The organism is Chryseobacterium soli (assembly GCF_000737705.1).
Classification (GTDB): Bacteria; Bacteroidota; Bacteroidia; order Flavobacteriales; family Weeksellaceae; genus Chryseobacterium; species Chryseobacterium soli.
In genome coordinates this window covers 89,710-106,191 of the sequence record NZ_JPRH01000010.1, presented here as the reverse complement: position 1 = coordinate 106,191, position 16,482 = coordinate 89,710, and the positions used below count along the sequence as shown (strand labels likewise).

Annotated in this window: 16 protein-coding genes; 3 read left to right on the top strand and 13 right to left on the bottom strand. The window is 37.9% G+C overall.

Annotation, left to right across the window (positions count from 1 at the left end):
* Positions 1-5: 5 nt before the first annotated feature.
* The 7 genes from IW15_RS18900 to IW15_RS18870 all read right to left on the bottom strand — a co-directional run bounded on the left by IW15_RS18900 (position 6) and on the right by IW15_RS18870 (position 5,777).
* Positions 6-398 carry a VOC family protein gene (locus IW15_RS18900; protein WP_034714565.1) on the bottom strand — a complete coding sequence of 131 codons (393 nt, stop codon included), beginning with the start codon at positions 396-398 and terminating at the stop codon, positions 6-8.
* A gap of 101 nt (positions 399-499) precedes the next feature.
* Positions 500-1,903, bottom strand: a complete 1,404-nt coding sequence (lpdA, locus tag IW15_RS18895) for a dihydrolipoyl dehydrogenase (protein WP_034714563.1) — start codon at positions 1,901-1,903, stop codon at positions 500-502.
* 20 nt (positions 1,904-1,923) lie between these two features.
* Positions 1,924-3,102, bottom strand: coding sequence for an acetyl-CoA C-acyltransferase (locus IW15_RS18890; protein WP_034714561.1), 1,179 nt, complete (start codon positions 3,100-3,102; stop codon positions 1,924-1,926).
* A gap of 185 nt (positions 3,103-3,287) precedes the next feature.
* Positions 3,288-3,788 (bottom strand): endonuclease V, encoded by a 501-nt coding sequence (locus tag IW15_RS18885; protein ID WP_034714559.1) that lies wholly within the window; start codon positions 3,786-3,788, stop codon positions 3,288-3,290.
* Positions 3,789-3,790: 2 nt separating this feature from the next.
* On the bottom strand, positions 3,791-4,162 hold the full coding sequence (locus IW15_RS18880) for a VOC family protein (protein ID WP_034714557.1): 372 nt from the start codon (positions 4,160-4,162) through the stop codon (positions 3,791-3,793).
* Positions 4,159-4,602 carry a GNAT family N-acetyltransferase gene (locus tag IW15_RS18875; RefSeq protein WP_034714555.1) on the bottom strand — a complete coding sequence of 148 codons (444 nt, stop codon included), beginning with the start codon at positions 4,600-4,602 and terminating at the stop codon, positions 4,159-4,161. Before IW15_RS18875 ends, IW15_RS18880 begins: the two co-directional genes overlap by 4 nt.
* Before the next feature lie 131 nt (positions 4,603-4,733).
* Positions 4,734-5,777 carry a M28 family metallopeptidase gene (locus IW15_RS18870; protein ID WP_034714552.1) on the bottom strand — a complete coding sequence of 348 codons (1,044 nt, stop codon included), beginning with the start codon at positions 5,775-5,777 and terminating at the stop codon, positions 4,734-4,736.
* Between the two features lie 88 nt (positions 5,778-5,865).
* Between IW15_RS18870 and IW15_RS18865 the strand changes: the two genes are divergently transcribed.
* Positions 5,866-7,005 carry an aminotransferase class I/II-fold pyridoxal phosphate-dependent enzyme gene (locus tag IW15_RS18865; RefSeq protein ID WP_034714550.1) on the top strand — a complete coding sequence of 380 codons (1,140 nt, stop codon included), beginning with the start codon at positions 5,866-5,868 and terminating at the stop codon, positions 7,003-7,005.
* A gap of 66 nt (positions 7,006-7,071) precedes the next feature.
* Here the strand turns inward: IW15_RS18865 and IW15_RS18860 are convergent, their stop codons facing one another.
* Positions 7,072-9,798, bottom strand: a complete 2,727-nt coding sequence (locus IW15_RS18860; RefSeq protein WP_034714548.1) for a sodium-translocating pyrophosphatase — start codon at positions 9,796-9,798, stop codon at positions 7,072-7,074.
* 116 nt (positions 9,799-9,914) lie between these two features.
* Between IW15_RS18860 and IW15_RS18855 the strand changes: the two genes are divergently transcribed.
* Together IW15_RS18855 and IW15_RS18850 are read left to right on the top strand one after the other, a co-directional pair.
* A complete protein-coding gene (locus IW15_RS18855; protein ID WP_034714547.1) occupies positions 9,915-11,639 on the top strand; it encodes an amidohydrolase in 1,725 nt (574 codons plus the stop codon).
* A gap of 73 nt (positions 11,640-11,712) precedes the next feature.
* The gene (locus IW15_RS18850; protein ID WP_034714545.1) at positions 11,713-12,672 is read left to right on the top strand and encodes a SphA family protein; all 960 of its coding nucleotides are present in this window, start codon (positions 11,713-11,715) and stop codon (positions 12,670-12,672) included.
* Positions 12,673-12,751: 79 nt separating this feature from the next.
* On the opposite strand, the gene IW15_RS18845 is transcribed toward IW15_RS18850, so the two are convergent.
* Genes IW15_RS18845 through radC form a run of 5 tightly spaced genes read right to left on the bottom strand, consistent with a single transcriptional unit; the run spans position 12,752 to position 16,471 of the window.
* Positions 12,752-13,363 carry an inorganic pyrophosphatase gene (locus IW15_RS18845; protein ID WP_034714543.1) on the bottom strand — a complete coding sequence of 204 codons (612 nt, stop codon included), beginning with the start codon at positions 13,361-13,363 and terminating at the stop codon, positions 12,752-12,754.
* Positions 13,364-13,380: 17 nt separating this feature from the next.
* The gene (locus tag IW15_RS18840; RefSeq protein ID WP_034714541.1) at positions 13,381-13,893 is read right to left on the bottom strand and encodes a DUF7935 family protein; all 513 of its coding nucleotides are present in this window, start codon (positions 13,891-13,893) and stop codon (positions 13,381-13,383) included.
* A 34-nt stretch (positions 13,894-13,927) separates the two neighbouring features.
* Positions 13,928-14,860: a phytanoyl-CoA dioxygenase family protein gene (locus IW15_RS18835; RefSeq protein ID WP_034714539.1), complete on the bottom strand. Its 933-nt coding sequence runs from the start codon at positions 14,858-14,860 to the stop codon at positions 13,928-13,930.
* Positions 14,861-14,882: 22 nt separating this feature from the next.
* Positions 14,883-15,797, bottom strand: a complete 915-nt coding sequence (locus IW15_RS22175; RefSeq protein ID WP_051882215.1) for a hypothetical protein — start codon at positions 15,795-15,797, stop codon at positions 14,883-14,885.
* Positions 15,794-16,471, bottom strand: a complete 678-nt coding sequence (gene radC, locus IW15_RS18825; protein ID WP_034714538.1) for a RadC family protein — start codon at positions 16,469-16,471, stop codon at positions 15,794-15,796. Before radC ends, IW15_RS22175 begins: the two co-directional genes overlap by 4 nt.
* Positions 16,472-16,482 lie beyond the last annotated feature (11 nt).

Here is a 16,482-nt window from a genome sequence, read left to right as displayed (position 1 = left end):
CGGTGCTATTTAATTTCGGTACAAATTTCAACTAAATAATGATCCACATCTCTGATATAAGCGACTTTCTGTCCCCAGGGTTTTACCGTAATTTCTTCGTATAGTGATGCGCCATTGGCAATAGAAGTCTGAACCAACGATTCTACATCATCCGTTACAAAGCCCAACTCTATTCCGAAAGGTTTCTGCTGGCCCTCTGATTTTAAAAAACCTTCTTTTATATTAGATGAGGCGAGTTCCAGTGAGGCAAAAGACAGAGACGTTTCTCCTGTCGTCAGTTCTCCGTAATCTTTTTCGGGAGTAATGAACTTAATCTCTAAGTTGAAGGTGTCTTTATAAAAATTCATTGATTTTTCTACGTCTGCTACATAGAGAATCACATATTTAAATTGGATCATGCTTTACTTTTTAGGTTGAATACTAATTTTTTTCTTTATTGAATAAGCTCATGAATAAAGGAAAAGCCCTAAGATAACAAAAACGGTTAAAATAACCGTTTTTAAATATTAATGGATGGAAGTCCGGAAGCAATGGTATAGGATTCTTTAAGGACCTCTGCATAAGTAGGATGTGCGTAAGATATTCTGGCCATATCCTCAGTAGTTACTTCATACTCAAGACCTACGACAGCCTGCGCAATCAGGTCTGCGGCTCTTGCCCCGATAATATGTACTCCCAGTAATTCGCCGTATTTCGGATCTGCGATTACTTTTACAAAGCCTTCGGTATCCATTCCGGCTCTTGCCCTTGCATTTGCTGAAAAAGGAAATTTCCCAATGATATATTCGAGTCCTTTCTGCTTCAATTCTTCTTCTGTAGCCCCAACCGATGATACTTCGGGCCACGTATACACTACCGACGGAATTCTGTCATAGTGAATGTGGTGTTTCTGGCCATTTATTCTTTCCACTACAAATACTCCTTCCTCTTCTGCCTTATGAGCCAGCATTGCCCCTCCTATGACATCACCAATGGCATAGATTCCGGGAACACAGGTCTGAAGATCTTCATTAACCACGATGGTGCCTTTAGTACTTAGCTGTATATTGGTATTTTCAAGACCAAGATTTTCAGTATACGGTTTTCTTCCTACGGCAACCAGAATATAGTCTGCTTCCAGCTCCTGTTCTTTTCCTTGTTGGTCTTTAAACCAGACTTTAGCTGTATTGCCCAGGTTTTCTGCTTTGTAGACAGACTGTTGAAGACGCACATCAATTCCTTCTTTGCTCATTATTTTTTTAAGCGATTTTCCCAGATCACGGTCCATAGTAGCAATCAGATTATCGGCATACTCAAGGATCGTTACTTTTGTTCCTATTCTGTTGAAAATAGAAGCCATTTCCACTCCTATTACTCCCCCGCCAACAATCACTAATGATTTGGGCTGTTCTTTAAGTGATAAGGCTTCTGTTGAGGTGATGATTCTTTTTTTATCGATCACAACACCGGGAATGGTAGCAGGTTTTGAGCCGGTTGCGATAATATACTGATCCGCTTTGATCGTTATTATCGATCCATCTTCAGCGGTTACCGTAAGTACCGAATTATCAGCAAAAGAAGCGGTTCCTTCCAGATGGGTTATTTTGTTCTTTTTCATCAGAAAGTCGAGGCCCTGCGTATTCTTTAGCACTACCTCAGTTTTCCTTTTATAAAGTTGATCGAAATTCAGTTGTACAGATCCTACATCAATCCCATGAGCCCCGAATTTATGGAGTGCATCATGGAAGTGATGAGTGCTGTCCAAAAGAGCTTTGGTAGGAATGCATCCTACATTGGTACAGGTTCCGCCCAAAGTCTTGTATTTTTCAATAATTACAGTTTTATATCCCAGCTGTGCACTTCGTATAGCAGCAACATATCCGCCAGGACCTGAGCCGATAACGGCTACATCGTATTGTTCCATTGTTTAAATCTTATTATTTTTTATACATTCATATTTTCGATAATGATAGCAGAAGCACCACCGCCTCCATTGCAGATCGCTGCGACCCCGTATCTGCCTTTTTCCTGTTGTAATACACTTAACAGCGTTACTAGTATTCTTGCGCCTGAAGCTCCTATCGGATGTCCCATGGCCACTGCCCCGCCATAGATATTCACTTTTTCCAGATCATATCCTAAAATCTGCTGGTTGGAGAGAATAACAGAGGAATACGCTTCATTAATTTCAAAATAATCAATATCACTAATCTTGAGGCCAGCCTGTTCCAATGCTTTGTTGATGGCAATAGCCGGAGAGGTAGTAAACCATTCAGGAGCCTGGGCTGCATCTGCGTAGGAAATGATTTTAGCTAAAGGTTGCAGCTGGTGTTTACGAATCGCTTCTTCAGATGCCAGAATAATTGCTGCTGCTCCGTCGTTGAGATTACTCGAATTAGCAGCCGTCAAAAAGCCGTCTTTTTCAAAAGCAGGTTTCAATTGGGATACTTTTTCAGGAATAAGCTTGTCGATATCTTCGTCTTTATCAATAACTACCGCTCCTTTTTTTCCTTCTATACGTATCGGAATGATTTCATTTTCAAACTTATTATTTGCTGAAGCCTCCTGCGCTTTTTTGTAGGAAAGCAGGGCGTAATCATCTAGCTCCTTTCTGGTATGGCCATATTTTTTCACGCCCAGTTCAGCAGCACTTCCCATATGGAAATCATGATAAACATCCCATAAACCGTCTTTTATCAGTCCGTCTGTAAGAACGGTATCTCCAAGCTTTTTACCATTCCGGATATGGGTATAATGAGGAACATTACTCATGCTTTCCATTCCCCCTGCAACGACAATATGTTCCTGTCCCAGCTGGATCTGCTGTGCTCCGAGCATTGCGGCTTTCATTCCTGAAGCACAAACTTTATTGATGGTGGTAGCATCTTTATCCACCGGAATGTTCGAAAAAATAGCAGCCTGCCTTGCCGGCGATTGTCCTACTCCGGCACTCAATACATTGCCCATGTACACGCTGTCAATATATTCAGGAGAAAATGACAAGCTTTCATATGCATTCCGAATAGCAATTGCGCCAAGCTGTGTTGCAGTAAATTCCATCAGGCTTCCCATAAATCCACCGATGGGAGTACGTTTTGCGGCAACAATAAATACGTCTTTCATATTCTATTTGTTTTATATACCGATCGGTATATTATTAATTAAAAAAATTTACTTTCTTTACTTTTCTGAAAGTATTCCTGACAAAGATACTTAAAAAATACCAATTGGTATATTCTGTGTCATGAATTTTCTCTATTTTTATTTTAATCAAAAAATTGATATTGTTTTAGGTGAGATTGATGTACTTATGTTCTGCTTAAATGATCGAGCTTCTTCAGTAGTGTCGGCATTCTGAAAGATCCATGCATCTGTTCTACTTTTACCTGTATATCATCTATATCAGCGCCTTTGACAGTAAGAAAAAGAGCTGTTTTACTTTCCCCGCGGTGTACACACCTTCTTTGAGAATCGGGTGCATTAAATTCATTTTTAGCAATTCCTATGACAGGGTATTTCTGATCCAGAGCTTTATACAAATAGCCTCCAAGTCCTGTTTTACCTTCATCATTAAGCGTCACATAACCATCTACAATAATAAGATCCCCATCTTTCAGAGGGATTTTCTGTAACAAACTTATGATGCACGGCAGTTCTCTTTTGTAAAAAGCACCGCTCTCATAGGCAGCAGTTATTGCCATTTTTTCGGTAAAAATCTCAGATTCGCTTTCGGAAGTCCAGTCTTCGAATGCAATACAGACAGTATTGGCGTAATCTTCGTAATAATAGGTGTCAAAAGCGTAAATCATCCTCAATTATTGGTATAAAATTCTCCAAAATGCCAGAGAATCCCGGAAGGATCATGCACAAAGCATTCTTTTCCCCAATCCAATGTTCTTAAAGGAACAAGCCTCACGTCTTTATATTTTTCAGTAAGGTGTAAGGATATGAGCTCTTTCCAGCAGTCATCAGCATTGCTGACTTCGATAAAAATCATGGTATTATCAATCCAGTCTTTGGCATAATAATCCTGAAGATAAAACCCAATTTCCTGTTTTTTAAACAAGGATAATTTAGGCTCAAGAATCACTTCTTCAAATCCTAAATCTTTATAAAAGTTTCTGCTGATTTCAAAGTCTTTAGAGCCTATGAAGGGCCGGATTGATTTCATTGTTTGTTTCATGAATGTTTATTTTTCCAGTCATCAAAAGTCATTTCAAATTTCGTCTCATTTTTTCCATGAGTTCCGATTTCTTTCCAGCCTGATTGTTTATAGAACATTTCGGCTCTTGTACCGGGAGAGGTTCCCAGCCATACCTTTTCTTTTGTTTGCTCAAAATACCAGTTGAGCATAACATCATGAAGCTCTCTCCCAATTCCCTGTTTTTCAAAATCAGGATGCAGAAAGAGCGCCCATATATTATTTTCTGCCAGATCTACAATGGAGAAGCCAACCACCTTATCATCAATTTCACATACCCAGCCCTTTCCTCTTTCAAACAAAAACTCTTCACAGTCTTTGTCGGTTACAAGATTAGGATCGGATAAGGTATTTTCTTTTACCGAATTTCTTACGAACTGGATGCCCGGAATATCTTCCGCTCTGGCTTCACGAATAATCATAATCTTTAATTAAAACTTTAGTAAAAACACATAACAATTTATTTTTAAAACTATTATGTGTTTATTTTATAATTAAAAAGATGTTAATTTCACTTTAAAAAATTCTATAATATCTTTCTGCCAATTCAATATTATTGTTTTTTATCTACAACAATTCTCTCAGCTCTATTGGCAATTTCCCAGGCCGTTGCAAAGACAAGCTGAGCTCTCTTTTGCAGTAATGGGTAATCAATTTTTTCTACATCATCTGTAGGTTTGTGATAATCTTCGTGAATCCCGTCAAAGAAGAAAGCGACCGGCACATTATTTTTAGCAAAATTATAGTGATCCGATCTGTAATATAATCTGTCCGGATCGCTTGGGTCGTCGTATTTGTAATTCAATTCCAGGTTGTTAGTTCTCTTATTAGCCGCTTCATTGATAACTTTGAGCTGGGAGCTCAGCATTTCAGATCCGATAACGTATACGTATTGTTTTCCTCTGTTGGCAAGGTCGTCGCGGCCTATCATATCAATATTCAGGTCAACTACAGTATTGGCAAGCGGAAATACCGGGTTTTCCGTGTAGTATTCCGAGCCAAACAGGCCGTGCTCCTCTCCTGTTACATGTAGGAAAAGAATGGACCTTTTTGGGCCGTTTCCAGCTTTTTTAGCACTCTGAAATGCTTTTGCAATTTCCATCACACCTACGGTACCACTTCCATCATCGTCCGCCCCGTTATATACTACCCCATTTTTAACACCTACATGGTCGTAATGAGCAGACACAACCACAATTTCTTCCGGTTTTTCCGATCCTTCTATAAAGGCCAGAATATTTTCAGAATCCGGCAGGTTTCCACCGCCTCTTTTTTTCATGAAATCTGAAGGAACCTTCTGATAATATGATCCTAACGCCTTTGGATAGGAAATCCCCAAGCTTTTATAATAATTGATCATGTACTCTCCCGCTCTTTTCTGTCCCGGACTTCCGGTATCTCTTCCTTCCATTTCATCGGAGGCAATTACGTATAAGTTTTTCTTTAGATCATCTGCTGTAATTGTTTTATATGCAGCCAGAAACGCTTTATCTCCTTTGGCTACAGTAGAGGATTTCGGTGCGCTGTCGGATACCTTAGATGCTCCGCAACTTGCCAGCACAGCGATAGAAAATAGTGGAATGAGTAGTTTTTTCATGCTAGAATAATTTGTCTAAAAATAACAATTTTTATTTAATCTTTACCGGATTGCATTTTTTCTTATATTTGATATAAATGCAAAATTGATGGAAAATATTTACGGATTTACCCATTACTCTTTTTTCACGGAGATGTCTGAGCTAGCGGTGCAACATAACAGCTTTGACCTCTCTTTAGGTATTCCTGATTTTGATATTGATGATCGGTTAAAAAGCTTTTTAAGAGAAGCCGCAGACCTTAACTGCCATCATTATGAGCCTCTTGCGGGAAGTCCATTTCTCATTGAAAATATTATCCGCTACAATAGAAAGAGAAAAAATCCGATATCTATTACTCATCACGAAGTAAGTATTGTACCCTGTGCAACCTTTGCTTTACATACCGCCCTTAAATCTATTTTAAATCAACATGATGAGGTGATTATTATTCAGCCTTCATATTATACTTACGGACCATCCGTTGTACTGAATGGCGGAATTCCAGTGTATTATGATCTTGATAATGATTTCGCCATTGACTGGGAAAAAATTCAACAGTGCATTTCCGAAAAAACAAAAGCAATTATTGTTAATTCCCCGCAGAATCCAACAGGAAAAATATGGACTCAGACAGAATGGGAACAACTGTACGACATGATTAAAGACCAGGAAATCTATATAATTTCTGAAGAAATCTATGATACCTATTGCTATGACGGGATTGAACATTACAGCTCATTCCTGCATCCGGAGTTAAGGAAAAGAACATTTTGTATTTTTTCTTTCGGTAAAATGTTTCACACTACAGGCTGGAAAGTGAGTTATATGCTTGCTTCTGAAAACCTTACAGCACGATTCAGATGCCACCAGCAATACATTTCTTACAGCGCTAATGCACCAGCTCAATATGCCATTGCAAAATATCTGGAAGTGTTTGATCCAACTGAAAATCAGAAGATGATGGAACACAAGCGGAATATTTTCAATGAATTAATAAAAGACACGCCGCTACAGGTGGAAAAAAAAGCGGAAGGAAGTGTATTTCAAACAGTTAATTTCAGAAATATTTCCAAAACAATGACTGACGTTGAATTTTCCAAATGGCTGACTATTGAAAAAAAGACTGCTTGTCTGCCCCTTTCTGCATTTTACAATTCAAGGGATAATTCTGATTATATTCGGTTTAGTTTTGCTAAAAAGGATGAGGTGATTATTCAAGCTATGGAGCATTTGAGAAAGCATTTATAATTACTCTGTATAAAACAAAAGCACTGCGTTCTGCAGTGCTTTTTATATGTTTAATGTAATTGAGTTTTATAAAGCAAGAACCCTTACATCAATTCTTCTGTTTTCGGCTTTACATTCATCCGTGTCATTCGCCGGACACACCGGATATTGTGAACCATAACCTTCTGCTTCTACTCTGTCTGAGGCAATTCCCATTTCCAACAGTTTCAGTTTGGCGGTTTGTGCTCTAAGATTGGATAGTTTCTGATTGGTTTCTTCGCTGCCTGTATTGTCCGTATATCCGCCTAATTTTATTTTCAGATCCGGATAGGCATTTAAAATTTCTGCCAGATTATTCAACTGTATTTCCGAACCTGCTTTCAGATCACTTGATCCTGTTTCAAAGTACAGATTCTGAATGGTAAACCAATTATTGGAATCCAATAGCGTCTGATCTTTCTTCTTCACTGCTTCATACATCTGATAGAGATAGCTTCCCTGACCTAAAGAAATTATCTTTCCGGAGTTTAATTGTATTTCTTCAACAGCTCCTGTTTCATACACGAAATCTCCACTTTCATTCAGATGTCCTACCACCTCTTTTGAACCTGAAATCTTTTTAAGTTCCGTACCTGAACCTACTGCAACAGTTTTACCCATCAGGCTTTCGATCTTAGCTTTTCTGTTGGCTTCAATTTTATCTTTATGCAAAACCGCCAGTGTAGGTGCAATAACAAGTGAAACAATAGACATCAATTTAATCAGAATATTCATAGATGGCCCTGATGTATCTTTAAATGGATCTCCCACGGTATCTCCTGTCACGGAAGCTTTATGAGGTTCCGAACCTTTATAATAGGTTTGTCCGTTAATATTCACTCCTTTCTCAAAAGATTTTTTAGCATTATCCCAGGCACCTCCTGCATTATTCTGAAACATTCCCATCAACACTCCGGTTACGGTAGCTCCTGCTAGAAATCCACCCAATACTTCAGGTCCAAAAATAAATCCCATCAATAGCGGTGAGATAATCGCAATGGCACCCGGCAACATCATTTTTCTAATGGATGCGTCGGTAGAAATGGCTACACATTTTTCATATTCTGGTTCTGCTTTTCCTTCTAAAATCCCCGGGATCTCACGAAACTGTCTTCTTACTTCTTCTACCATCGCCATGGCAGCCTGTCCTACGGCAGTGATGGCTAATGATGAAAAGATAAAAGGAATCATTCCGCCTACAAATAATCCTGCAAGGACATCAGCTCTATAAATATCAATTCCATCGATGCCTGCAATGCCTACGAAGGCTGCAAATAATGCCAAAGCCGTTAAAGCTGCAGAAGCAATTGCAAAACCTTTTCCTGTGGCTGCAGTAGTGTTTCCTACGGCATCCAGAATATCTGTTTTTTCGCGAACTTCTTTTGGAAGTTCACTCATTTCAGCAATTCCTCCTGCATTGTCTGCAATAGGACCAAAAGCATCAATCGCAAGCTGCATTGCTGTGGTTGCCATCATTCCGGCAGCGGCAATCGCAACTCCATATAATCCGGCACATAAATAAGACCCGTAAATCCCTCCTGCTAAAACAAGGATAGGGAGAAATGTAGATTCCATTCCCACTGAAAGTCCCCCAATAATATTGGTTGCATGACCGGTGGAAGACTGTCTTACAATACTGGAAACGGGCCTTTTACCCATCGCTGTATAATATTCTGTAATGATGCTCATTAACGTTCCTACAAGCAAACCTACCATAATGGCCCCAAACACGCCCATTTTTGTGAATTCAAGACCTCTGAGAATCATTTTATCCGGAAGAATATAGTTTACTAAGAAATAGGAAGCCACTGCAGTAATAACAATACTTCCCCAGTTTCCCAGATTTAAAGCATTCTGAACGCTTGACGTTGATGGTCCTTCACTATCATTAATCCTTACAAATAAGGTTCCTATCATTGAAAAAATGATTCCTGTTCCGGCAATAAGCATCGGCAAAAGGATGGGTGCGAAGCCTCCGAAAGAATCTACAGAAACCGTTTCTCTTCCCAAGACCATTGTCGCAAGAACGGTGGCCACATAAGAACCGAATAAATCCGCTCCCATTCCTGCCACATCGCCTACGTTATCTCCTACGTTATCTGCAATGGTTGCAGGGTTTCGCGGATCATCTTCAGGAATTCCGGCTTCTACTTTTCCTACGAGGTCGGCTCCTACATCCGCTGCTTTGGTGTAAATTCCGCCGCCTACTCTTGCAAAAAGGGCGATAGATTCAGCACCTAAGGAAAATCCGGTAAGAATTTCAATGGTTCTTTCCATTTCAAGGGAATCCACTGTGGCATTCGGGGCAAAAATCTGCTTGATTACCAAGAACAGGGTTCCTAATCCCAAAACAGCTAATCCGGCAACTCCCATTCCCATTACGGTTCCTCCGTTAAAAGAAACCTTTAATGCTTTGGCAAGGGAAGTTCGTGCTGCTTCTGCAGTTCTCACGTTGGCCTTAGTGGCTATCTTCATTCCGATAAAACCAGCCAACGCGGAAAATATAGCGCCTACAATGAAGGCAATTCCTATGCTCCAGTGTGAATTGGCATTGCTCATTCCCATTATAATTAACAGAACGGCTACGATCACTACGAAATATGTCAAAATTTTGTACTCAGCTTTCAGAAAAGCCATAGCACCGTCAGCGATATGTCCGCTGATTACTTTCATTCTCTCGTTTCCGGCATTTTGCCTGCTTACCCATTTACTTTGAAAAAATGTATACAATAAAGCAACAACACCAAATATTGGAATTAAATAGAACAAACCCATAGTTTATTATTTTTATATTAATGAATTGTAATTAGTTTTATAAATATAACAAATTTTCCAAATGCTTTATAGAGGTATTTTATTGTATATTTATTGACACCACAAATTCACAAATTATGAAAGCATTAATTTATTTAATTCTCTCAGCATTATTCATTAGTAGCTGTCAAACCAGAATCCCCACAGAAAAAGCTGAAACCCTGTATTTTGGAGGTCCCATTTTAACCATGGAAGACCAGGCACCACAAGCTGAAGCTCTTGTTATAAAAAATGGTAAGATCCTTTTTGCAGGAAAAAAATCCGAGGCTGATCATTATACCGATTCTCATACGAAAATGATTGATCTTAAAGGAAATGTTTTATTACCCGGATTTATTGATGTTCATAGCCACCTTACCTCTCGCGCAGGCATGATGCAGGCGGTTGATCTTTTCCCGGACCCATATGGAACTGTAAATTCAATCCCGGAGCTTCAAAACACCCTGAAAAATTTCATTAAAGATCATAAAATATCCAACAGCCAATCGGTTATCGGCAATGGCTATGATGATGCCATCATGAAAGAGCACAGGCATCCGACTAAAGAAGAACTGGATGCTGTCAGCAAGACCAATCCTATTATTGTTATCCACACTTCAGGTCACGCAAGTGTTGCCAATACTGCTATGCTGCAGCTGCTTGGGATATCTGATTCTTCAAAAGATCCTGATGGCGGACATTACGGACGGGATAAAAAAACAGGAAAGCTCACCGGAAAATTAGAGGAAAATGCCAGTTTTTTAGCTCTATTAGCTCTTACTGAAAAAATGAATAAGGAAATTGCTGATCCTCAGACACTGGCTTTAAAAAATCTTATGAAAGCTCAGGATGAATGGCTCAGCTACGGACAAACCACTATTTGTGATGGCCGAACCATGGGAGAAAGTGTTCACCTGTTAGAAAAGGCAGCTTCTGAACATCTTTTTAAAGCAGATATAGTCTATTTTCCTGATTATGAATATTTCAAAAAAGACCTCAATACTTTTAAGCCAAAGTATATGAAGTACAATAATCATCTTAAACTTGGCGGGTTCAAGTTTTCTGATGACGGTTCTCCGCAAGGAAAAACAGCGTGGCTTACCCAGCCTTATTTAGTTCCACCAGAAGGTCAGTCAGCTGATTATAAAGGGTTTCCTATCTTTACGGATGAAGTTCTATATGATGACCTGAAAACGTTATTTCAAAATAATATTACAGCACAGCTTCATGTTAACGGTGATGCAGCTATTGACCAGGCATTACGGGTTATTAAAAGGCTAAAGGACGAAAAAATCTATAGACCTGAGCTTCGTGCTACCCTTATTCATGTTCAAAACAGCCGTCCCGATCATATTCAGAAAATAAAAGATCTGGGACTTATTCCGTCTTATTTTTCAACGCATGCTTACTTATGGGGAGACTGGCATTATTCCAGTGTTTTCGGTCCAGAAAGAGCTTCATTCATCAGCCCTGCCCATTCTGCACTGCAAGCCGGAATCATTTTCACTATCCATCATGATGCTCCTGTAACTCCACCGGATTTAATTACAGCCGTCTATGCAGCCGTTAACCGAAAAACCCGTTCGGGAATGATTTTGGGCCCTAATGAAAGGATATCACCTCTAGAAGCCTTAAAAGCAATAACAATTAATGCTGCTTATCAACTGCAGGAAGAAAAAACAAAGGGATCTATTAAAGCCGGAAAGCTTGCTGATCTGGTTATCCTTGATAAAAATCCATTAACGATAGATCCTGAACAAATCAGGAGTATTGTTGTTTTGGAAACGATAAAAGAAGGAGTTTCTGTCTACAAAAGAAAATAAAACATTTTTTTGTTGGTATGAACGCCTGAAACGAATCCTTACTCTATTTATACACCATACAAAAACACACAATATGAAACAAAAGATTACTTTATTGGCAGCGCTTTTGCTGGGAACAGCTATTTCTGCCCAGGGACATTATAATGGTTCCTCATTTAATCCCAATGATTATTTTGCACCCCATCCAGGATGGATTATTCCTGTCTGGTATGGTTATGCAGATATGAATTATCACAATGCTTCGGGTAAAAAATCAGATCAGCTGATCAATCCAACTCCCGGAAATCCTACGGAGCTTACTCTTAAACAAAATGTGAAAACCCATTCTTTTATACTCATGGCTATTTATGGTGGCAAGGGTAAAATTTTAGGAGCAAATTGGGGCATGATGATTATTCCGACCCTGAACAGTCCAACCGCTGATATTGCTTTAGATTATTACTCCAGTCAAACAGGTTCCGGAAGCTATGTTTTCACCAATAAAAGCATTGGAATCGGTGATATGTACATCCAGCCTGTATGGTTGTCCTGGACGAAAGGAAAATTCAGCTATGCTTTAAATTATGGGGTTTGGGCGCCTACAGGAAAGTACAAACCTAATGATCCTGACAATGGCGGACATGGTTATTGGTCGCATAATATCCGGATTGCAGGTAAAGTAAAGCCCACTTCTAAGACCAATATCAGCATTGCTACCACCCTGGAAATCAATCAATGGCAGAAAAATACTGATTTTAAAGAAGGCAGCCATTTCACGGTGGATGCCGGCGGATCTTATGTATTGGACACACGAGGTGATGAAATAGGAATGTTCGGGCATTACAGCACCCAGATAAGTGACGATAAAGGAACAAACGGAGGTTTTGCTTCTGATCAGATTGCCGGAATCGGGGCCTTTGGTTCTTACTGGATCATTCCCATGAAAATTGGTCTTATGGGCAGAATTACCCAAAATTTCGCCGCTGAAAACCGATTTGCGGGAATAGCCATTCAGGTAGGTGTAAATTTTTTAATTCCTTCCGGTGGCCATTAAAATCTTATTATCAAAAAACTTAAAAACAAAAAAGACAGATGAAATTCATCTGTCTTTTTATTAATCTGTATACGGAATTTTATCCTCCGAATTTGTCTGCGTAATCTTTCTGAGATGCTTTGATCACTTTCTTAGCATGCTCTACTCCGTACACTTCCTGAATTCTGCATTTTGCAGGCTCATCCGGTAAGTTTTTGTACGTTAAGAAATAATGCATCAATCTTTTTACTTCAGCATCCGGTAATTCAGCGATATCTCTGAAGTGTCCAAAAGCGTGATCTCCTACCATAACGGCAACGATCTTATCATCTGCTTCCCCACCATCGATCATTTTGAAACCACCGATTGGAATAGCTTCCATAAATAAACCTCCTCCGTGAATATTGTGAGAACTTAAAACACAGATATCCAATGGATCATGATCTCCTGTCGTTACATCGCTTGCACCGCTTTCAACAGCTAATTTCATTACTTCATTATCACAATATGTTCTAGGAACAAAACCGTATAATGCCGGAATAATATTTGAAAATTTTTGTGGCCTGTCTACCTTTAAATATCCTGTTTCTTTATCTACTTCATATTTGATAGTATCAGAAGGAACGATTTCCACGAATACGTTAACAACATTTGGCGCATCTTCTCCTGCAGAAACTCCATGCCATGGATGTGCTTTAAAATTTGGAATCATTATTTATTTGTTATTTTTTATGTTATTATTAAAATTTCTCTTCTTAAATCTTCTATTGTTGCAGCAATATAATCGTCTCCATTCATATACCCCATGATAAAAACAGTCTTAAACTCCTCCAGATCGGGATTGTTATTAAGTTCTTCGTAGGTTGAATGAAGCAGATCTATGATGGCATTTTTAGAATCTACAATATTTTTCCATGAATTTTTAGTGATGTAAAGCTGTTGTGAAGAATTATAATCAAATTCTTCATTGATCGTCTTTTCAGTTAAGAAAATAAATTCATGAACGGCCAGCTTTTTATCAAAATTCTGGATAAGGTTGGATGGCTTCATCCGTTCCAGAAAAAGGGTCATTCTTTCGTAGGAATGGGTTTTATTTTCAGAATTTGATTTTACCGAAAGCAGCTTGATCTCCTGATTTTTAAGGGTAATATACGAATGTACAAACTGTCTCAGCAAAACCAGGAAAGGGATTGCGATAATCAATGCAAAAGCATATGGTAGATATTCTGAAAAATTTGCCATAATTTAGGTGGCAAAATTACTAATATTTTCTGAATTACAACTCAAATAAAGCAGGTCTTTGCGTTACTTCATGATAACATACACTGTTTTCATCAAAAATGTGATATACGAGGCTTTTTCTCGTCCTGTTCTTGTCTAAATGAGGTTCTCCTCCATGTAAGATATTAGCGTGCCAAATCAACAAATCTCCTTTTTTTGCTTTAAAAATTTCTTTCTTAAGTCCTAACTCTTTTACTTTATTCTCAAGGAATTCTTCGTATGCTTTATAGCTCTTTTTACCAATTCTAAAAGCATTTCCTTCATTATCATAATCAGAATTTAAAAAGTAGGGTAATTTATGGCTTTTAGGGATATAATGAAGAGCCCCGTTATTCTCATCAACATCCTCTAAAGCTATCCATACCCCTAAAAGTCCTCCCAGAGGATAAGTGGTCATGTGAATGCTATCTGAATGTGTTTTCTGCTGGCTTCCATTAATGAAATTGATACTTTGAAAAAGTTTGGCTTTTCCATCCAGCAAAACAGATAAAAAGTCCAGCAGTTTTTGGTCGGCTCCAATTCTTTTGATAATTTCGGAATGATGGATGGCAAACATCAGCTTTCCTCCGTAGTGGAACTTCAATGTTCCATCTTTCACTAATTGATCTACTTCTTCATTGATTTTATCAGCATCTTCGGGACGTAAAAAATTTCTGAGGACCAAATATCCATTTTCATCATACCGAAGAGTACTTTCCTGATTTTCTTTTGATAAGTTTTTAAAAAAATCTGTATTAGTGAGCTTATTTTGATCTATTTTTCTTTCAGAATCCGGAAGATGAGAAAAGTCTGAACTTGAAATCGGAGAATAATATTTTTTATCTACCCCATATTTTTTATAAAGGGGAATATTATGTTTTAGTTTATCTTTATGGAAGTAATTATAAACAATATAGGGAAGCTTGTAATTTCTAATAAATTTTAGCATGATTGATTATTTTGATATAAAATTACCTGTTTTTTCTGAAGTATAACTTAATGACTTTAATGATAACATTCAGTTTTTTATTAACTAAAATTGAAAAATAATATACTTCTGCCCCAAATCTTTCATTGAAGGCCGCTACATTGGGAACGTTACTTCCCATAAAATCAAAATCTTTATCTGCTATGGAATGCTGCAACTCATCATCTATAATAATAGAAGGGATATTTTTATTCTCCAGTTTTACAGTACTGATAAAGATGCTTAGGTAATTGGCCTGTTTAGAACTGTAGATGCCGGCAAAAGACTTTAATTCATCTTTATAGGTCAACTGGCACGTTCTAAAAAAACCTGCTTCAATCAGTTTTTTAATAACATTCCAATATTTTTTCCTTAGTGATAAGCTTTTAATTCCCTTTATATTTTCCAGAAAAAAATCTTCTATTTTTTCCCCGGGAATTATATTCTTTTTAAAATCAGCAAATTCTTTAATATCTGCTGTATGTCTTACATTTCTTCGCCTGTGAATATGATAGTTTTTCTTTACATTTTCATAAGTATTCTTCGCAATTTTGTAGGATTTTTTCTGTTGAAGATCAATCGGAAAACCATTGTCTTTATTAAAAGCATAATATGAAATCGCGAAATTCTCCATTAAGAACAGATAAAACTGATGATTGATTTCAATATTGTCTTCTTTGGAAAAAACTCCCAATTGGTGACAGAGAATAGGCATCTGTACAATCTTGATTCCAAAATTATTTGACCACGCAACAGGCATTACAGCTTCATAATCCCCATATACAAGTAGTCCCCAGTTTTTACCTGCAACAATGTTTAAAAATTCTTTTTGAGCAAAGTCTGAAAGCTGGCATGCCCCGGACAATGTTTTTTGATACTTAACAAAATCAATTTCATGGTATTTCAATCTTCTAATCATAATAATCCTTCATCTGAGAAACTAAAATATGAGTCCTGTGTAATAATCAGATGATCTAACAGCTGGATACTCAATGTTTTTCCTCCTTCTTTAATTTTTTGGGTAATGCTCAGATCTTCTTTGCTTGGTTTTAGACCTCCTGAAGGGTGATTATGTGCAATAATAATTCCTGTTGAGAAGTGATCCAATGCAGTTTTAAAAAGAATTCTTACATCAACGATGGATTGGCTTATACCACCATGAGTCAGTTGAGAAATATGAATCACTTTATTGCTCTGGTTAAGAAAAATAGCCCAAAATTCTTCTGTTCTGAGATCCGATAAATGGTTTTTAAGAATGGCATAGGCATCATTACTGTTTGCTATTAAAGATTTTTCGGGAATTTCCTGACTTGCTCTTCTTCTTCCGATCTCCAGCGCAACGGCAATAGAAATAGCTTTTACCTCTCCTATTCCTTTAAACTTCATAAGATCTTTTGCTGAAAGCATACTCAGATGGTGCCAACTGTTATTTACAGAAGTCAAAATTTTCCTGGCCAGCTCTACTGCTGTTTCATCTTTGTTTCCACTTCCCATGATGATAGCCAATAATTCGGAATCAGAAAGTGAATTCTTACCTTTCTGTAAAAATTTTTCTCTTGGTCGGTCGTCTTCTGCTAAAAATTTTATTGACATTTTCTTGAATT